Raw genomic sequence first — 18,492 nt, 5'->3', positions numbered from 1 at the left:
GTGTGTCGCGCGGGTGGCCCGCGCCGCGTTCGGGTAGGCACGTGCCTGTGAGCGAATCGGAGATGACCGGCGGGTCCCCCCTGCCCGGCAGGGGTGTGGACGGCGACTTCGCGGTGTGGGCGCCGCACCGCGACCGGGTGCGGCTGCGCCTGGGGACGGCCGCGGACCCGGAGCCCCGGGTGGCGGACATGGAGCGCGGCGCCGACGGCTGGTGGCGCACCCGGGTCGACGGCGCCGGACCCGGCACCGCCTACGCGTACCTGCTGGACGAGGACCCCCTCCCGCTGCCGGACCCGCGCTCGCGGCACCAGCCGGACGGCGTCCACGCCCCGGGCCGGGTCTACGACCACGCCGCGTTCGCCTGGACCGACGCCGCCTGGACGGGACGGCCCCTGGAGGGCGCCGTCGTGTACGAGATGCACGTCGGCACCTTCACCCCCGGGGGCACCCTGGAGTCGGCCCTGGAGCGGCTGGACCACCTGGTCGACCTGGGGGTCACCCACGTGGAGGTGATGCCGGTCAACGCGTTCGACGGCACCCACGGCTGGGGCTACGACGGGGTGCTCTGGTACGCGGTGCACGAGCCCTACGGCGGCCCCGACGCCCTCAAGGGGTTCGTGGACGCCTGCCACGGGCGCGGGCTGGCCGTGCTGCTGGACGTGGTCCACAACCACCTGGGGCCCTCGGGCGCCTACCTGCCCCGGTTCGGCCCCTACTTCTCCGGCGAGAACGCCTGGGGCCCCTCCCTCAACCTCGACGGCCCCGACTCCGACCCGGTGCGCCGCCTCGTGCTCGACAACGCCCTGGAGTGGCTGCGCGAGTACCACCTGGACGGCCTGCGGCTGGACGCCGTGCACGCCCTGCGCGACGACCGCGCGGTGCCGGTCCTGGAGGAGCTGTCCGCGGAGGTGGAGACCCTGGCCGCGGGCCTGGGGAGGCCGCTGTCGCTGGTCGCCGAGTCCGACCGCAACGACCCGCGCACCGTCCTGCCCCGGGAGGGCGGCGGGACCGGGATGACCGCCCAGTGGTCGGACGACCTGCACCACGCGCTGCACGTGGCGCTCACCGGGGAGACGCACGGGTACTACGCCGACTTCGCCGGCCCCGGGGTGCTGCCCGCCGTGCTGACCCGGGTGTTCCGGCACGCGGGGACGTACTCGTCGTTCCGCCGCCGCACCCACGGGCGGCCGGTGGACACCGCGCGGGTGCCCGGCTCCCGGTTCCTGGGCTACCTGTCCACGCACGACCAGATCGGCAACCGGGCGCGCGGCGACCGCATGGGCGAGCACGTCTCCCCGGGGCTGCTGGTGTGCGGCGCGGCGCTGCTGCTGTGCTCGCCCTACACGCCGATGGTCTTCATGGGCGAGGAGTGGGCGGCCACCACCCCCTGGCCGTTCTTCGCGTCGTTCACCGACCCCGACCTGGTGGAGGGGGTGCGCAACGGGCGGCGGCGGGAGTTCGCCGCGCTGGGGTGGGACACCGCGGAGATCCCCGACCCCATGGACCCGGCCACCCGGGACGCGGCGGTGCTGGACTGGTCCCAGCCGGGGCGGGAGCCGCACGCCCCGGTCCTGGAGGCCTACCGGGCGCTCATCGCGCTGCGCCGGGCCGAGCCGGAGCTGTCGGACCCGCGGCTGGACCGGTTCGCGGTGGCGGCCTCCGAGGACGGGCGCCGGCTGGTGCTGGTGCGCGGCTCGCTGCGGGTGGTGTGCAACCTGTCCGGCGAACCCGCCCCGGTGGAGCTGGACGCCGCCCCGCGGGAGGTGCTGCTCGCCAGCGGCGCCCCGGAGACCGACGGGACGCGCGTGCGGGTGCCGGGCGAGTGCTTCGCGGTCCTGCGCGTGTGAGGTCAGGGCTCGTCGGCCGCCGCGGCCCGGTCGGCGCGGGTTCGCGGTCCTGCGCGTGCGGGGACCGGGAGCACCGGGCCGCGCGCCGCGGGGCCCGGCGGTGCGGGGGAGGTCCCGCCCGGGTTCCGCCCGGGCGGAACCCGGGCGGGACCTCCCCCGTGGCACCGTCAGCCGCGCAGGTGCCGGTACACCGTCACCCACCGGTCGGGGGAGACGAACCCGACCGCGGTGTCGCCGCGCACCCCGGCGGCCTCCAGCGCCCGGTCCACCCGGCGGGCCGGGTGGGCGCGGCGCAGGGAGGCCCGCAGCGAGCCGCCCAGCCCGGAGAACCCCAGCTCCACCAGGCGGCGGTAGCCCTCGGCGTCGTCCGGGTCGAGCAGCGGTGCGGTGCGGCGGCGCAGCAGCAGGATCCCGGCGTCCACCCGCGGCACCGGGTGGAACCGGTGGCGGGGGATGCGGCCCGCCGCCTCCCACGACCAGCGCGGCCACGTGAGCACGGTCAGGCGGCTCCAGCGGCCGTGGCCTCCGGTCCGCTTGGCCGCGTACTCCCACTGGGTGATCAGGGTCGCCCCGGTCAGCGCCGGCGCCGCCAGGCACCAGCGCACGATGTCGGCGGTCCGGGAGTAGGGGATGTTCCCCACCACGGAGAACGGCTCGCGCGGGGGGCGGGCCCGGGTGAAGTCGGCCCGGACCACGCGCACGCCCGGGTGGCGGCGGGAGATCCGCCCGGCGAGGCGGGGGTCGATCTCATAGGCGGTCAGGCGCCCCGCGGCCGGGGCGAGGAAGCGGGTGAGGGCGCCGTCGCCGGGGCCCACCTCCAGCACGAGGCCGCCGGGGTCCACCCCGGCCAGCCGCACCACGCGGCGGGCGGTCGCGGGGTCGGTGAGGAAGTTCTGGGACAGGCGCCGGCGGGTGTTGCCGGAGCGTTCGGTGCGCACCACGAGAGGTCCTTGCCGGCCGCCCTGGAGGGCGGCGTCGGGGGACGGGCGGCACGGCGGAGCGGCGGCCCGCGGACAGGCGGGCACACGGAGGCGGAGGCCGGACGACCCGTCCCGGAAAGAGAGGGGACACGGTCGGGCCCGGACCGGGGCGCGTTCACAGCGGTGACGACGGGGGACGGCCCCCTGGCACCGCCGACGTCGCACCGGGGAAGGTGCGGGAACGGCGGTGCTCTCGGAGGGGTCCCGTTACCGGCCCGAGCCGCTGGGGCGGGGCCGGAGGTCGAAGGCGTGGGCGTGCGCGGACCGGGCCGGGGCACGGTCGGTCACGCCGAAGAAGGCTGCCATGGGCCCACCGTAGAGCGGCGGCCCCGCGGCGGGCAACGCATTTATTAATCGCTCGCGCACGCGGGAGCGGACCGGCGATACTCGGCCCCATGCTCGACTTCTCCGCCTACGACACCCGCCACTACCGCACCGTCGACGTCGCCACCGGCTACGACGGCTGGTCGGCCACCTACGAGGACTCGGTGCTCGACGCCATGGACCTGGGGCTGCTGGAGCGGCTGCCCCCGCCCGACTGGCCGCGGGTGCGCCGCGTCGCCGACCTGGGCTGCGGGACCGGGCGCACCGCCGCCTGGCTGCGCGGCAAGGGCGTGGCGGGCGACATCGACGGCGTGGACCTGAGCCCGGGCATGCTGGCGGGGGCCCGCGGGCGCGGCGCCCACACCTGCCTGGTGGAGGGCGATGTGCGCGACACCGGGCTGGCGGGCGGCGCCTACGACCTGGTCGTGTCCTCGCTCATCGACGAGCACCTGCCCGACCTGGCGCCGTTCTACGCCGAGGCGCGCCGCCTGGTCCGCCCCGGCGGCGTGTTCCTGCTGGCGTCGTACCACCCGCAGTTCGCCATGGTGTCGGGGATGCCCACGCACTACACCGACGCCTCGGGGGAGCCGGTGGCCATCGCCACCCACGTGCACCTGGTCAGCGGGCAGCTACGTGCCGCCCTGGACGCCGGGTGGACCCCGGTGGACATGGTCGAGGGGGTGGTGGACGACGCCTGGGTGGCGGCCAAGCCGAAGTGGGAGAGGTACCGCGGCCACCCGGTCTCGGCGGCCTACGCCTGGCGCGCCGTGTAGGGCCCCTTCCCCGGAGCCGCGGACCGTCGCTCCACGGCCGTGCCCGCCCGGGCACGCGGTGTTCCGCCGGCGCCGCCCGGTGCGGGGGAGGCCCCGACTCGGGCCCTAGCGGAGCAGGGCCGCCCGCCACCGGTCGCGGTGGCGTGCGACGTAGTCCGCCGCCGGGCCCCAGTGGTCGGCGTGGCCCTGCGCGTACAGGCCGGCCCAGGGGGCGCGGCCGGTGCGCCCGCCCTCCACCAGCAGGTCGTACATGCCGCGCACCCGGTGCAGGACCGCGTCGGGCAGCTCCTCCCGCTGGGCGCGGTCGCAGCCGTAGCCGTCGGCCAGCGCGCACAGCCGTGCCCCGTCCGCGTCCGGGTTGCCGCCCGCGTGCAGGGGCACGAACCCGTGCGCGGCGTAGCCGAGGTCGCCCGTGCGGGTGCCCGGCCCGGCCCCGTCCCAGTCGATGAACACCCAGCGGTCGCCGTCGCGCACCAGGTTCCACGGGGCCAGATCGTTGTGGCAGACCACCTCCTCGCGCGGATCCGGGATCGCCACGTCCCACACCGCCTGCTGCGGGTGGCGCGGCCCGTGCCCGGCGGTGAGGTCGTGCAGCCGCCGGACCAGACCGCCCAGCCGGTGCAGCTCGTCGGCGGTCAGCGGCGGACCCTGGTCGGCCAGGGTCCCGGGCACGTACTCCAGCAGCTGGTCCCCGGTCAGGGAGCGCCCGTAGGAGCGCGGCGCCGCCTCATACCCGTTCTTCTCCAGGTGGCGCAGCAGGTGGACGACCGACGGCGCGGCCCGGTGCCACCGCTTGCGGACGGTGCCGCCCACGCGCAGGACGGGGCCGGAGGTGTTGCCGCCGTGCAGGACCTCCGTGTCGGGGCCGGGGCGCTCGGGGCGAGGGGTCGGTGCCATGGGGCCATGGTGGTGGAGCGGCGGACGGCGGTCCAGCGCTTTTCACCGCGTGCCCGCGGCCTCGGCCCGGTCCATGTCGGCGTCGCCGATGAACAGCAGCCACACCGGGATCACCGCCGTCAGGACGGCCATGGACACGAACACCCAGGTCAGCCCGGCGAACTGGGCGACGGCCCCGCCCGCGGCGGCGCCCAGGGGCATGGTGCCCCAGGCCAGCAGCCGGTAGCCGCTGTTGAGCCGGCCGAGCATGCGGTCGGGCGTGATCCGCTGGCGCAGCGACACCGTGATCACGTTCCATACGGCGATGCCGACCCCGCCGGCGAAGAACCCGGCGCCGATGACGTAGGGGTTCGCGGTCAGTGCGGGCACCCCCACCAGCGCCACGAAGGCCACCGAGGAGGCGCGCAGCGCCCACGACCGGCGCAGCAGGCGTACCGCGCCCGCGGCGGCGAGGGAGCCCAGGATGATCCCCAGGGCGGTGGTGGTGAGCAGCAGGCCGTAGGCGGGCTCGCTCAGTCCCATGGGGGAGTCCGGGCCCACCGCGTAGAGCACGAACACGGCGAAGACCGCGCTGGTCCCGAAGTTGCTGAGCCCGACCATCGCGGCGAACGCCCGCAGCAGCCGGTGCCGCCACAGGTAGCGCAGCCCCTCGGCGATGTCGGCGCGCAGGGTGGTGGGCCGCTCGCGTTCGACCCGGAACCGGCCCCGGACCAGGAGCAGCGCACCCACCGCGACCAGCCACAGCGCAGCCGGGGCGGCCAGGGACAGGGCCAGCCCGGCCGCCACCAAAAAGCCGCCCAGGGGAGGGCCGACGAACTGGTTCATGGCCATCTCGGTGGCGTGCAGCCTCCCGTTGGCGTGGTCGAGCCGCTCGCGGGGGACCAGCTGGGGCAGGATCGACTGGGCCGAGGTGTCGTAGAGGGTCTCGGTGACGCCCACGCACAGGGCGGCGGCGTACAGCGCCCAGATCCCGCCCAGCCCGGTGAGCAGCGACAGCGCCAGCAGGGCGGCCAGCACGGCCCGGACGGTGTTGGCGGCGAGCATCACCCGGCGCCGGTCCAGCCGGTCGGCCAGGGCCCCGGCGGGCAGGGCGAACAGCAGCCAGGGCAGGGTCAGGGCCAGGCTGACGCCGGCGATGAGGAGCGGCGCGTCGGTGAAGCGCAGGGCGGCCAGCGGGAGGGCGACCTTGAGGACGCCGTCCGCCAGGTTGGACAGGGACGAGGAGGACCACAGGCTCCAGAACGGGCGTCCCAGGCCCGTGGAGCGGGGGGTGGAGGTCATGGCCCGATCCTGGCAGGGTGATCGAGAAAACTCAATCGATTCTATGAAACTCGATCGTTGTTACCCTGGGGCCATGGCAGATGCAGAGCAGGCCGCCCCCGAACCCGGCGTCCCCGTGCGCGCGCGGCGGCCCGCCACCCCCGAGGAGACCAGGGCCCTGGGCCACCCGCTGCGGGTCCGCATCCTGCGCCTGTGCCTGGAGGAGCTCACCAACAAGGAGCTGGCCGAACGCCTCGGCGTCAGTCCCGGCACCGTGCTGTACCACGTGCGGCGCCTGGTCGCCGTGGGCTTCCTCGTCCCGGGTACCCCGCGCACCGGCCCCAGCGGCGCCCTGGAGAAGCCCTACCGGTCCACGGGGGAGACCTGGTGGCTGGAGAGCCCGCTCCAGGACGCCGGCGCCCCCGCCGCGCACGCCCCCGTCCAGGCCTTCCGCCGCGAGCTGGACGAGGCCGGGCCCGAGTCGGTGCGCACGTTCTCCCGGTTCTCCCTGCACCTGTCCGACGAGGACGTGGCCGAACTCGACCGCCGCATCGTCGCCGTCCTGGACGAGTTCGTCGCCACCGACGACGGCAGGCGGGAGCACCCCCGTTACAGCGGCATGTTCCTGCTGCACCGGCCCCCGGGCCCGCAGGCCCGGGACTGACCCGTGGCGGGAGCGGCGCGGGGACCGCGCGGGGCGGGCCCGTCCGGCCCCGTGGCCCGAGGCCCGGGCCCCGATCCGCGGCGGCGCGCCATGGCGGCTGCGGGGCGGCCGTACGCCGGGTGACCCGTGCCGGTGCGCGGGCCCGGAACGGTGCGGGACGGCCTTCCCCGGCCCTGGACGTGGAACGGTGCGGGACGGCCTCTCCCGCCCCCGGACCCGGACGTGGAACGGGGCGCCGACGCCCGTCGCGCCGACGCCCCGTGGCCGGGACGGCCCCCGTCAGCCCCCGTACTGCACGAACAGGAACACCGCCAGGGCGATGACCAGGAGCGCGGCCAGCACCGCCGCCGTGATCTTGGCGGCCGAGTACGGGCGCTCGCCCTGGACCTCGCCGGTGCACCCGTTGACCACGATCTGCCAGGTCTTCCCGCCGTGCAGGTAGGCCCCCGCCCACACCGGGACCAGCAGCAGCTTGCCGGTGACCCGCGAGTAGGCGGTGTCCACCGACGTCACCCGCTGCTCGTCGCCGCCGATGTCGCGCTTGCAGTCCTGGTGGATGGTCCCGGCCATGACCTGCTTGGCCGCCTCCAGGCCCTGTTCGGGCTCCACGTCGTAGCGCAGCGCCTCGTGCCCCGCCAGGAACTCGTGCGCGTAGGGCCGCGCCTTGTCCAGCGGCCACGGCTTGAGCGCGTCCACCTTCTCCGGCGACACCTGGGTGGTGCCGTTGACCAGCACGTCGTCGAAGAAGCGCGACACCCGGCCCCGGGCCGGGTACCAGCGGGTCTTGCGGACCTGCCGGGTCTTCGTGACCGACTTGCCGTTCTCCGTGGTCGTGTAGGTCTCGGTCACCCAGTAGTACTCGCCGCGCTGGCCCCGGTAGTCCGACTCCGTCTGGGCGTCGAAGGTCCAGTGCGGCAGGTACGTGCTCTTGAAGCGCTCGGCCTCGCTGACCCTCTTGAGGCTGTTGGGCGCGAACCAGCGGCTGTTCGTCCACCCCGACAGCGCGTCGTGGGCCGCCCGCCGCTCCACGGTGAACGGCAGCACCGCCTCCGGCGGCACCTGGACGTCCGCGGAGTCGTCGGTGACCAGCGGGGCGGTGCAGAACTGGCAGGTCTGGGCGAGGTGGTCGCCCTGGATGTGGGCCCCGCACCCCTGGCAGACGAACCGGTGCTCCGCCACCCGCTCCGCCGGCCTGCGGGCGAAGAGGGTCTCCACGGCGTGCTCGCGCACCGTGCGGGTGGCCTCGGGGATCTTCTCCTCGCTGCCGCAGTACGGGCAGCGCATCTGACGCGCGCCGGCGGAGTACTCCAGCCGGGCCCCGCAGGCACCACAGGGGAACTCGCGGGGGGAGGTCGGCGGCGGTGGGACGGCGGTATCGGACATGTCGGCCTTCTGGGGTCGGGGGAGGGGAGGGGCGCGGTCAGGCGGGCGGCATGGGCGGCGGGGTGGCCGCGAACAGCCCCGACAGCTCGGGCACCTGCCCGGCCGCGGTCCACTGCGCCATGCCCGCCTTCCAGACCAGGGTGTCGCGGGTCAGCCGGCCGCCGCCGACCTGCTGCGCCAGCGCGTTGGCGTCGAAGGGCCCGGTCTGCTGCCCGTCCGCGCCCACGAACCACTCGGCCTGCGGCAGCGGCGGCGGGGCGGCGGCGGGCTGCGCCTGGGGCGCCTGCGCCTGCTGGGGCTGCTGGGGCTGCGTCTGGGGGTTCATGTTCTGCGCCATCTGCTGGGCCGCGGCCAGTCCCATGCCCATGCCCATGGCCTCGCCCATGCCGCTGCCCGGGGTCTTGGCGGCGTCGCCGATCGCGGTCGCCGTCTGGAACTTGGAGTACTGGTCCAGGTCGCCCAGCAGCCCCATCTGGGACCGCTTGTCCAGCGCCTTCTCGACCTCCGGCGGCAGGCTGATGCTCTCGACGTTGAAGTCCGGCACCTCCAGGCCCACCGACGCCATGTCCTGGGTGAGCGCCGCGGACATGCGCTGGCCCAGGTCGTGCTGGTGGATCGCCAGCTCCAGCACCGGGACGTCGCGGGCGGCGGTGGCCAGGGCGCTGCCCAGGCGGCTGACGATCATCTGCCGCAGGTAGCCCTCCACCTCCTCGGTCCGGAACTGCGGGTCGGTCCCGACCAGCTCGGCGATGAACCGCGGCGGGTCGACCACCCGCACCGAGTAGCCGCCGAAGGCGCGCAGCCGCACCGGGCCGAACTCGGGGTCGCGGACCATGACCGGGTTCTGGGTGCCCCACTTGAAGTCGCTGAACCGGCGGGTGTTGACGAAGTACACCTCGGCCTTGAACGGCGAGTCGAAACCGTGCTTCCAGCCCTTGAGCGTGCTGAGGACGGGGACGTTGCGGGTCTCCAGCGTGTACATGCCGGGCGCGAACACGTCGGCGACCCGGCCCTCGTTGACGAACACCGCGATCTGGGACTCGCGGACGGTGAGCCGCGCGCCCATCTTGATCTCGTTGTCGTGCCGCGGGAAGCGCCAGACGATGGTGTCGCGACTGTCGTCGGTCCACTCGATGATGTCGATGAATTCGCCACGGATGGCGTCGAACAGGCCCACGTGTGCCCTCCCTGAGACTTCCCTTGTCACCGGGTTCTGACGCCCCGGTGCGCCGAGAGGTTCCCAGCTTAGGCGCGTGGATCGGGCCGTTCGCGGGCCGCGGCGGGCACCCGTCGCGTTCGGTCGCGGCCCCGTCACCCCGCGCGGGCGCCGAACCCGCGCCGCGGGGCGTCCGCCGGTCGCCCCCGGTCCGGCGGCGCGGTGTGCTTCGTGTCGGGTCCGTGCCGGTTCGGGTCCGTGCCGGTCCTGCGGTGCCGCACCCCCCGCGGTGCTCGGCCACCGGGCCGGGAGCCCCGGCGGCTCGTGGTCGGGCGGGGCCGACGGGCCGCGACCGCGGTGCGGGAGCCCGGCGGCCCCGGGGGCGGGCGCGCCGCTCGCGGCGTACCGACGCACCCCGCCCGGTCCGGTCGCCGGCCGGTGCCGGGCGGCGCCGGCGGCGCGGGCCTCAGGGGCGCTGGATCCGGCGGCCGGTGACGCGTCCGGGCACGACGCGCAGGATCTGGTCCCGCGGCCCCTCCGCCCAGGGCACCGGCAGCCTCCCCTGCGGGATGCGGGACAGCTCCCCCTCGTCGCGCACCCACCGGCAGCGCCCCGTGAACAGCGCGCTCCAGCCCTCGCGGCGCTCGTCGTCGAAGTGGTCCACCTGGAAGGACGCGTAGCCGCGGGCGTAGCGCATCACCGTCCCGGCCAGGGTGGTGCGCAGCACGATCGTGTCGTCGACCAGCGCGTAGTTGACCGGCAGCACGGTCGGGGCGGAGTCGCCGTCGATGGTGAAGGCGATCCGCCCGATATCCCTGGTCCCGGCCAGGTTGAAGCAGGTCTGGCGCTCCAGGACGGTGAGCGTCGCCCCGGCCTCGCCCTCCGCGAGATCGGCGCCCATGAGCATCTCGGTGTCCTCGTCGAGCCGTCCGGTCCCGGACAGCGGGTCCTCGTCGGCGGTACGGCCCCGGGGCACCGCCGCCCTTTCCCGTGCGGTTCCGGCAGCGCTTTCTCGAACCATGGCGACCCCCCTGGGATCGGCTTTCCCGTATTTCTCGATCTCCGCCATCATCCCTGATCAGAGCGGCTCCGGACGGTGCCCGACGGTCCTCGAACCCGGGGCGGAGGTCCCGAGGGAGCGCCTACCCCGAAGGCCCTATGCCCCAAACAAAAAAGGACGTTGTACCCATAAGGCGACAATGACCGCTGCTTAAGCTGGGGAACGGGCCCCGCGGTACCGGTGAGGCCGCCGTTCGGACGGTGCGCACCCGCGGCGCGGTGCCCCACAATGGGGCACGTCGGCCCGGGACCGGGGCGGCCCGCGAAGGAGATTGAGGTGCGCACCTGATGGACGGCGACGACACGATCCGGGTGTTCCTGGTGGACGACCACGAGATCGTCCGCCGGGGCGTGGGCTCCCTGCTGGACGACGAGGACGGCGTCGAGGTGGTCGGCGAGGCCGGCACCGCGGCCCAGGCGCTGGCCCGGGTGCCCGCCCTGACCCCCGACGTGGTGGTGCTCGACGTGCGCCTGCCCGACGGCGACGGCGTCACCGTCTGCCGGGAGATCCGCTCCCTGCTCCCCGGCACGCGCATCCTCATGCTCACCTCCTACTCCGACGACGAGGCCCTGTACGGCGCCGTCATGGCCGGGGCGTCCGGGTACATCCTCAAGCAGATCCACGGCACCGACCTGGTCGGCGCCGTGCGCACGGTCGCCGCGGGCCGCTCGCTCCTGGACCCGGAGTCCACCACGCGCATGCTGGATCGCCTGCGCGAGGAGGCGGGGCGCAAGGACCCGCTGAGCGAGCTCACCGACCAGGAGCGCCGGGTGCTGGAACTCATCGGCGAGGGCCTGACCAACCGCGAGATCGGCGCCCGCATGTACCTGGCGGAGAAGACCGTCAAGAACTACGTCTCGCGTGTGCTGGCCAAGCTCGGCATGGCCCGCCGGACCCAGGCGGCGGCCTACGCCGTCCGCCTGTCCCTGGAGGGCTCCTGACCTGACGGGGCGCCCGCCCGCCAGGGGAGGCCGCCCGGTCCGCGCCCGCCGCCGGCGCGGCCGGGCGGTGCCGCCGCCGGGGCGGCGCGCTCAGGCCGGGACGCGGGCCGGGACCGACCAGCGCACCGAGGTCCCCCCGCCCGGGGCCGACACGACCTCCACCGTCCCGCCCAGCTCCTCGGCGCGGGAGGCGATGTTGCGCAGCCCGCTGCGGTGCGTCCCCTCGGGGATGCCCGCCCCGTCGTCGGAGACCCGCAGCACCACCCCGCCGTCGGCCACCGACACCTCCACGTCCACCGACGTGGCGTGCGCGTGCCGGGCGGCGTTGGAGAGCAGCTCGCGCAGCACCGCCACCAGGTGGGCGCCGGTGGTCTCGTCCACGGTGGTGTCCACCGGCCCCTGGGTGAGCAGCCGGGGCGCGAACCCCAGCGACTCGGTGGCCCCGTTGACCAGGTCCAGCACCTGCGAGCGCAGCCGGGCGGCCTCGTCGCCCGAGCTCTGCAGGGCGAAGATCGTCGAGCGGATCTGCCGGATGGTGTCGTCCAGGTCGGTCACCGCGTTCTGCACCCGCTGGGACGAGGTCTCGTCGTCGATCCGCCGCACCGTGCCCATCAGGGTGATGGCGGTGGCGTACAGGCGCTGGATGACGGTGTCGTGCAGGTCGCGGGCGATGCGGTCGCGGTCCTCCAGCACGCTGAGCCGCTCGGAGTCCAGCCGGGCCTCCGCCAGCTCCAGGGCCACCGCCGCCTGGTCGGCGAAGGAGGCCAGCATGCTCATCCACGCGATCGGGAACTCCTCCCGGCCCGCGGTGCGCGCCAGCAGCAGCACGCCCCGTGCCCCGTCCGGCGGGCCGAACGGCAGCACCAGGATCGGCCCCAGCCCCAGCCGGGCCAGGAACTCGATGTCGGGGTCGCAGTGCTCGGAGATGTCCGTGCAGATAGGGCGCCCGCTCAGGTAGACCCGGCCCAGCAGGGTCTCCGGGGCGCAGGTCAGGGCGGCCCCGCGCACCCCGGCCGCCAGCGACGCGCTGCGGCGCCCGCGTACCGCCGACTCGGGGGAGTCGCCGTCCTCCTCGGGGGCGTCCCACACCCGCACGGTGAGGGTCGAGGGCTCCTCGCCCGGCATCGCGATGACGGAGATGTCGGCGTGCGCCATCACCCGCGCCCGCCGGGCCACCAGGCGCAGCACCTCCTCGGGCGGGGCCCCGGACAGCAGCCGCGTGGTGATCTGCCCCGAGGCGTCCAGCCAGGTCTCCCGGCTCTGGGTCTCGGAGAACAGCTGGGCGTTCTCGATGGCGGTGCCCGCCGCCGTGGCCAGGGCGCGCAGCAGCAGCTCGTCGTCGCCGGTGAAGTGCCCGCCGTCGCGCTTGTCGGTCATGTACAGGTTGCCGAACACCCGGTCGCGGATGCGGATGGGCACCCCGAGGAAGGTGCGCATCACGGGGTGGCCCCGGGGGAAGCCCACGGACTCGGGGTGGTCGGAGACGTCGCCCAGGCGCAGGGGCTCGGGCTCCTTGATGAGCAGGCCCAGGATGCCCTCGCCGCGCGGCCAGTGCTCGATGGAGGAGATCTCGTCCGGGCGCAGGCCCACGGGGATGAACCGGCTCATCTCCCCGTCGGGGCCGATCACGCCCAGCGCACCGTAGCGGGCGTCGACCAGGCTGCTCGCTGTCTCGGTGATGCGCAGCAGCAGGGGGTCCAGCTCCAGGCCCTCCCCGATGGAGACGACCGCCTCCAGCAGGGTGCGGATGCGCTCCTGGGTCGTGGAGATCTCGCCGAGCCGCGACCGGACCTCGTCGAGGAGGTCGTCCAGCCGGACCTCGGGGAGGGACAGCCGTTCCTGGCCGGGGGCGGGGGCTTCGCCGTCACTCATGAGAGCTCTTCTCACCGTTTCTCCGAGGGTCTGCTCCGAGTCTAGAGGCGTTTTTCCGCCGCCCGTATCCGGTATGTCGAACTTCCCGTGCCGACGGTCACATCCCCTGCGGCACAGGGCTTACGGGATTTCCGGTTACCCGGAGACGACATGGCGAAGCCTTTCTCGGACGGGTGCGGGACTTTTTCCTCTTGTTCTCTTATCCCCGGCCGCGGGGCCGTCGCACGGCACTTCTCCCGGACCACCGCCGCCGTGGCGGTGCGGCCGGTGATCGGGCCGCCGGTCCGGATCCCGCGCGCGGGCCCGGCCGCGCCGGGTTCGAGTGCGGCGTCGTACACGGGGCCTCCCGGGGTGTCGGGGCGGACGGCGGTGGCGCGGGAACGCGGCCTTCCTTGAAGGGTAGGCCGGTCCGACCCCCTCCGGCGGGTTGTCCACAGGCCCGATTTCTCGCCGGTTCCTCCGGTTCCGGGTGCGCGGATCGCCGCCATCGGGTAGGGCTTGAAGGAGCCGCCCCACCGATCCCGAGGAGCCCTCCCTTGCCCGAGACCGCATCCGGAGCCGTCCTTTTCGACCTGTTCGGCGTGATCGCCCGCCACCAGTCCGAGGAGGGCAAGCGCCTCCTGACCGAGACCATGGGCGCGGCCGACCCCGCCGCGTTCTGGGAGGCCTACTGGGACCTGCGCCTGTCCTACGACCGCGGCGACCTGGACGGACTCGCCTACTGGCGGGCGGTGGGGGAGCGGCTGGGCCGCGAGGTGGACCCGGCGCTGGCGGCGGCGCTCATCTCCGCCGACATCGACAGCTGGCGGGCCGTGGACCCCGCGATGGTCTCCCTGGTGGAGCGGCTCGCCTCGGGCGGCCGGACGGTGGGGCTGCTGTCCAACATCCCGGCCGACCTCGCGGACCGCTTCGAGAAGGAGAACCCGTGGCTGGCGGCGTTCTCGGTGCGCGCCTTCTCCGGCCGCCTGGGGGTGGCCAAGCCCGAGCCGGAGGTCTACCTGTGGTGCCTGGAGCGCATGGCGGTCTCCCCGGGGGAGACGCTGTTCGTGGACGACCGCAGTGAGAACGTCGCCGCGGCCGAGGCGCTGGGCATGTCCGGGCACCTGTTCACCGACCGCACGGCCCTCGAAGCGCGTCTCTGAGGCGCCGGAGAACCGGTGCTCCCCCGCCGCACGGGCCGGACGCGGGGCGGCGCCCCGGGTGCGGCAGGGGCGGGGCGGCTCAGTCCCCCCGGGACCCGGGTGCGGGCCTCCGTTCCGGTGCGTCACCGTCCGGGGCGGGAACCCGTCGTGCCCCGCGCACGCCGCCCAAGGTGCGGGGCGCACACCGGGGCGCGTGTCCGCCGGGGCGGGCGCCCCGGTGTCCGGGGACGCGGGGCGGGGCGCCGGGCCCGGGGAGCGCGGTGACCGTGCCCCCCGGCCCCGGCGCGGCTCAGCGCCGCCGGGCGGTGACGCCGACCGGGGTGTCGTCCAGGGAGTCGTCCTTGGTCTCCCGGGTCAGCAGCAGGGCGACCAGGGTGACCACGCTGACCAGCACCAGGTAGCCGCCCACCCAGGCGATCCCGAACGTGCCCGCCAGCCAGGTCGCGATGTAGGGGGCGAAGGACGCGCCCAGCAGCCCGGCCAGGTTGTAGGCGGCCGAGGCCCCGGTGTAGCGCACCCTCGTCGGGAACAGCTCGGGCAGCACCGCCGCCATCGGGCCGAACGTCAGGCCCATGAGCGACAGGCCGATGACCAGGAAGGCCAGCACACCGACGGTCCCCGAGCCCAGCAGCGGGCCCATGGCGAACCCGAACACGATGATCGCCGCGGTCACCGCCACCAGGACCGGCTTGCGGCCGAACCGGTCCGCCAGCACGCCGGCGACCGGAGTGAAGATCCCGAAGAACACCACGCCCACCAGCAGGAACACCAGGAACTGCGAGCGGTCGTACCCCAGCCCGGTCTCCGCGTCGGTGCCGAAGCCCAGCGAGAACACCGTCATCAGGTAGAAGAGCACGTACGTGGCGACCATCACCAGGGTGCCCAGGACCAGTGCCGCCAGGTTGCGGCGGAACACCTCGACGATGGGCGTGCGCACCTGGTCGCCCGCGGCCAGCACCTTCGCGAACGCGGGGGTCTCGTGCAGGCTCAGGCGCACCCACAGCCCCAGGACGATGAGGATCGCCGACAGCAGGAACGGCACCCGCCAGCCCCACGCCAGGAACGCCTCCTCGCTCATGGCCTGGCTCAGGACCAGGAACACGCCGTTGGCGAGGAAGAACCCGATCGGTGCGCCCAGCTGCGGGAACGTCCCGTAGAAGCCGCGCTTGCCCGCGGGCGCGTTCTCGGTGGCCAGCAGGGCCGCGCCGCCCCACTCCCCGCCCAGCCCCAGGCCCTGTCCGAACCGGCACAGCGCCAGCAGCAGCGGGGCGGCGACCCCGACCTGCGCGTAGGTGGGCAGGACGCCGATGCCCACGGTGGCGATGCCCATGGTCAGCAGCGAGGCGACCAGGGTGGCCTTGCGGCCGACGCGGTCGCCGAAGTGGCCGAACACCCAGGAGCCGATGGGGCGGGCCACGAACGCGATGGCGAAGGTGGCCAGCGACTGGAGCCGGGCGGCCATCATGTCGCCCTCGGGGAAGAACAGCGCCGGGAAGACCAGGACGGCCGCGGTCGCGTAGATGTAGAAGTCGTAGAACTCGACGGACGTCCCCACGAGGCTGGCGGTGAGCACCCTGCGCCGGGGGTTGGTCGGCGGGTCCGCCGGGGCGGGGGTGCCGCGCTCCGGTGCGGGTTGCTGTTCGGCGACGTCCGTCATGGGACTTCTTTCCAGGTCGGAGTGGGAGAATCCGGCGGGGGGATGCACGGATCGTAGTCCCGGATGACACTATGTGGGACATTTGTCTCGGTATGTGGACGTCTGAGTCGTTTCTGTCCGACTGTCGGAATCGCTCGGGGGAGCGGAAACCCCGGAGCCCGGGGCCCTGTGAGCATACGTATGCACTCGGTCACATTCGGCCGCTCCGCGGTCCGGCGTGTCACGCCCGGGCGGTGCCGCCCCGTCCAGGGAGAGGACGGAACACACCACCGGGAGGCAGCCATGACCCACGAACTCCTCGTCCTGGGCGGCGGGTACGCCGGACTCGCCGCGGCCAGGCGCGCCGCCCACCACGCCCGCGGGGGCGCGGCGCTGCGCGTCACCCTGGTCAACGCCGCCGACACCTTCGTCGAGCGCGTCCGCCTGCACGAGGTCGCCGCGGGGCGCGGGGTGGGCGTCCACCCGCTCTCCGCCTCGCTCGACCCCTCCGTCGACCTCGTCGTCGGCCGGGTCGAGTCCGTCGACGCCGACGCGCGCACCGTCGACGTCCGCGCCGGGGACCGGGTCCGCACCCTGCGCTACGACACCCTGGTGTACGCCCTGGGCAGCACCGGAGCGGCGGACGCCGTCCCGGGGGCCGCCGAGCATGCGGCCACCCTGGCCGGGCTCGACGGCGCCCGCGCCCTGGCGCTCCGCATCGCGCGGGAACGGCCGAGGACCGTCACCGTCGTCGGCGGCGGCCTCACCGGGCTGGAGGCCGTCACCGAGATCGCCGAGGCCCACGCGGGCATGGACGTGAAGCTGGTCACCTCCGGCCCCGTCGCGGCCGGGCTCGACCGGCGCGGGCGCGCCCACGTCCTGCGCGTCCTGGCGCGTCTGGACGTGACCGTGCACGAGCACACCCGGGTCGCCGCCGTCGAGGCCGACCACGTCAAACTGGAGGACGGGAGCCTCCTGGACAGCGACGTCACCGTGTGGAACGCCGGGTTCGCCGTCTCCCCGATGGCCGCCGGGGCCGGGCTGACGGTCGACGGCCACGGCCGCGCGCTGGTCGACGGCTCCCAGCGCTCGCTCTCCCACCCCGACGTGTACGTGGTGGGCGACGCCGCCCACGCCGACGCGGTGGACGGGCGGGAGCTGCGGATGTCCTGCGCGATGGGCCTGCCCATGGGGTGGGCCGCCGCCGACGCCGTCGCCGCCCGGCTGGCCGGGCGCGAACCGGACACCACCCCGTTCGGCTACATGAACCAGTGCGTGAGCCTGGGGAGGCGCGACGGGCTGATCCAGTTCGTGCGCCCCGACGACTCCCCGCGCCGCCTCGTCCTGACCGGGCGCCCCGCCGCCTGGTACAAGGAGGCCGTCGTGTCCTCGGCCTACGGCGGGCTCAAGGGCAGGGGCGAGACCGTGTCGGGGCCGTACCTGGCGCTGGTGCGCGGGCTGGCCCGCCGGTTCCTGCGCCGGGCGGCCTGACCGGCCGTGCCGCCCGCGCCCGCGGGGCCGGCGGCGCGGTACGGGCAGCGCTCAGCGGTCGGCCCCCGCAGCGTCCGCGCCCGCGGGACCGGTGACGCGGACCGCGGGGGCCGCCCCGCCCGTGCGGACGCGGGGCGGCCGGCGCGGGGCATCGGGGGCCGGGTGCCCGCCGCGATCCCCCCGGCCACCGCGGCCCGCCTCGGGGAAGAGCGCCGCTGCCGGTACAGGCGCCCGCCGCGCCCGCCGGGCGGCTCAGCCGTCCGCGGTCTCCGCGGCGCCGCGGCCCTCCCGGGGCACCGCGCCGGTGGGCACGATCCGGGTGCAGTTCCCCCGGAACCGCTTGACGAGTTCCCCGTTGGCGCGGTCGCTGCGCTCCACCCACTCCCGGGCGGCGGCCTCGTCCCGGCCGCCCGCCCGCTGGCGGCGCAGCAGGCGCTCCTCGCGCAGCGCGTCGTCGGCCTCCACGTACCAGAGCCCGGCGAACAGCGGGCGCAGCCCGGCCCAGGGCTCGGTGTCCCCGGCCAGGTAGTTGCCCTCGGTGACGACCAGCCGGGTGCCCGGCGCGATCACGTGGCGGGCCGCCACGGGCTCGTGCAGCCCCCGGTCGTAGTCGGGCACGTAGACGGGGTGGCCGGTCTCGGCGAGCAGCCGCCGTACCAGGGCCGCGTACCCGTGCGCGTCGAAGGTGTCGGGGGCGCCCTTGCGGTCCAGCCGCCCCAGCCGCTCCAGCTGCGCGTTGGACAGGTGGAACCCGTCCATGGGCAGGTACCCGGCGGTGCCCGCGCCGGCCCGGGCGCCGACCTCGGCGACCAGCCGCCGCGCCAGGGTGGACTTGCCGGCGCCGGGAGGCCCGGTCAGGCCGAGCAGGGCGCGCTCCCCGGGGCGGAGCAGGGCCAGGGCGTCGTCGACGAGGGGGGCGAGGGCGTCGGGCATGGGACCGAGCCTATGCCCCGGACGCGTCCGGCGCCCGGGGCGCTCCCGGCCTCCGCCGCGCCGCCGGGCGGAACCCGCACGAGCGCGCCCCCGTCCCCGGGCGGGCGGAGCCGGGCCCCGCGGCGCCGCCGCG

General features: G+C 75.3%; 15 protein-coding genes. 6 read left to right on the top strand and 9 right to left on the bottom strand.

Annotated elements, in window-relative coordinates:
- Positions 1-62: 62 nt before the first annotated feature.
- Positions 63-1,847: a malto-oligosyltrehalose trehalohydrolase gene (gene treZ / locus BUE45_RS01835; RefSeq protein ID WP_073374223.1), complete on the top strand. Its 1,785-nt coding sequence runs from the start codon at positions 63-65 to the stop codon at positions 1,845-1,847.
- Positions 1,848-2,014: 167 nt separating this feature from the next.
- On the opposite strand, the gene erm is transcribed toward treZ, so the two are convergent.
- On the bottom strand, positions 2,015-2,788 hold the full coding sequence (gene erm, locus BUE45_RS01830) for an ErmE/ErmH/ErmO/ErmR family 23S rRNA (adenine(2058)-N(6))-methyltransferase (RefSeq protein WP_073374221.1): 774 nt from the start codon (positions 2,786-2,788) through the stop codon (positions 2,015-2,017).
- 434 nt (positions 2,789-3,222) lie between these two features.
- On the opposite strand from erm, the gene BUE45_RS01825 reads away from it, so the two are divergent.
- On the top strand, positions 3,223-3,924 hold the full coding sequence (locus BUE45_RS01825; RefSeq protein WP_073374219.1) for a class I SAM-dependent DNA methyltransferase: 702 nt from the start codon (positions 3,223-3,225) through the stop codon (positions 3,922-3,924).
- Between the two features lie 105 nt (positions 3,925-4,029).
- On the opposite strand, the gene BUE45_RS01820 is transcribed toward BUE45_RS01825, so the two are convergent.
- Both BUE45_RS01820 and BUE45_RS01815 read right to left on the bottom strand, forming a co-directional pair.
- Complete coding sequence (locus tag BUE45_RS01820; RefSeq protein ID WP_073374217.1) at positions 4,030-4,821, bottom strand: phosphotransferase; 792 nt, start codon at positions 4,819-4,821, stop codon at positions 4,030-4,032.
- 42 nt (positions 4,822-4,863) lie between these two features.
- Positions 4,864-6,102, bottom strand: coding sequence for an MFS transporter (locus BUE45_RS01815; RefSeq protein ID WP_073374215.1), 1,239 nt, complete (start codon positions 6,100-6,102; stop codon positions 4,864-4,866).
- Positions 6,103-6,175: 73 nt separating this feature from the next.
- On the opposite strand from BUE45_RS01815, the gene BUE45_RS01810 reads away from it, so the two are divergent.
- Complete coding sequence (locus BUE45_RS01810; RefSeq protein WP_073374213.1) at positions 6,176-6,745, top strand: ArsR/SmtB family transcription factor; 570 nt, start codon at positions 6,176-6,178, stop codon at positions 6,743-6,745.
- Between the two features lie 279 nt (positions 6,746-7,024).
- Here BUE45_RS01810 and BUE45_RS01805 read toward each other — a convergent pair whose 3' ends face one another.
- The 3 genes from BUE45_RS01805 to BUE45_RS01795 all read right to left on the bottom strand — a co-directional run bounded on the left by BUE45_RS01805 (position 7,025) and on the right by BUE45_RS01795 (position 10,191).
- Positions 7,025-8,128 (bottom strand): TFIIB-type zinc ribbon-containing protein, encoded by a 1,104-nt coding sequence (locus tag BUE45_RS01805; protein ID WP_073374210.1) that lies wholly within the window; start codon positions 8,126-8,128, stop codon positions 7,025-7,027.
- Between the two features lie 37 nt (positions 8,129-8,165).
- Positions 8,166-9,305, bottom strand: coding sequence for an SPFH domain-containing protein (locus BUE45_RS01800; RefSeq protein WP_073374208.1), 1,140 nt, complete (start codon positions 9,303-9,305; stop codon positions 8,166-8,168).
- A 445-nt stretch (positions 9,306-9,750) separates the two neighbouring features.
- Positions 9,751-10,191 carry a pyridoxamine 5'-phosphate oxidase family protein gene (locus BUE45_RS01795; protein ID WP_245832776.1) on the bottom strand — a complete coding sequence of 147 codons (441 nt, stop codon included), beginning with the start codon at positions 10,189-10,191 and terminating at the stop codon, positions 9,751-9,753.
- A gap of 440 nt (positions 10,192-10,631) precedes the next feature.
- Here BUE45_RS01795 and BUE45_RS01790 point away from each other — a divergent pair, with 440 nt between their 5' ends.
- Positions 10,632-11,285 (top strand): response regulator, encoded by a 654-nt coding sequence (locus BUE45_RS01790; protein WP_073374206.1) that lies wholly within the window; start codon positions 10,632-10,634, stop codon positions 11,283-11,285.
- 90 nt (positions 11,286-11,375) lie between these two features.
- Here BUE45_RS01790 and BUE45_RS01785 read toward each other — a convergent pair whose 3' ends face one another.
- Positions 11,376-13,157 carry a GAF domain-containing sensor histidine kinase gene (locus BUE45_RS01785; RefSeq protein ID WP_073374204.1) on the bottom strand — a complete coding sequence of 594 codons (1,782 nt, stop codon included), beginning with the start codon at positions 13,155-13,157 and terminating at the stop codon, positions 11,376-11,378.
- Positions 13,158-13,693: 536 nt separating this feature from the next.
- Here BUE45_RS01785 and BUE45_RS01780 point away from each other — a divergent pair.
- Positions 13,694-14,299 carry an HAD family hydrolase gene (locus BUE45_RS01780; protein ID WP_073374202.1) on the top strand — a complete coding sequence of 202 codons (606 nt, stop codon included), beginning with the start codon at positions 13,694-13,696 and terminating at the stop codon, positions 14,297-14,299.
- 289 nt (positions 14,300-14,588) lie between these two features.
- On the opposite strand, the gene BUE45_RS01775 is transcribed toward BUE45_RS01780, so the two are convergent.
- Positions 14,589-15,956: an MFS transporter gene (locus BUE45_RS01775; protein WP_178378421.1), complete on the bottom strand. Its 1,368-nt coding sequence runs from the start codon at positions 15,954-15,956 to the stop codon at positions 14,589-14,591.
- A 282-nt stretch (positions 15,957-16,238) separates the two neighbouring features.
- Between BUE45_RS01775 and BUE45_RS01770 the strand changes: the two genes are divergently transcribed.
- Positions 16,239-17,426: an NAD(P)/FAD-dependent oxidoreductase gene (locus tag BUE45_RS01770; RefSeq protein WP_073374200.1), complete on the top strand. Its 1,188-nt coding sequence runs from the start codon at positions 16,239-16,241 to the stop codon at positions 17,424-17,426.
- A 252-nt stretch (positions 17,427-17,678) separates the two neighbouring features.
- On the opposite strand, the gene BUE45_RS01765 is transcribed toward BUE45_RS01770, so the two are convergent.
- Complete coding sequence (locus tag BUE45_RS01765; RefSeq protein ID WP_073374198.1) at positions 17,679-18,359, bottom strand: nucleoside/nucleotide kinase family protein; 681 nt, start codon at positions 18,357-18,359, stop codon at positions 17,679-17,681.
- Positions 18,360-18,492 lie beyond the last annotated feature (133 nt).

This window comes from Nocardiopsis flavescens (genome assembly GCF_900141985.1).
Lineage (GTDB): Bacteria > Actinomycetota > Actinomycetes > Streptosporangiales > Streptosporangiaceae > Nocardiopsis > Nocardiopsis flavescens.
Note: the sequence above shows the minus strand (reverse complement) of the source record. Positions and strands in the feature narration are given on the sequence as shown.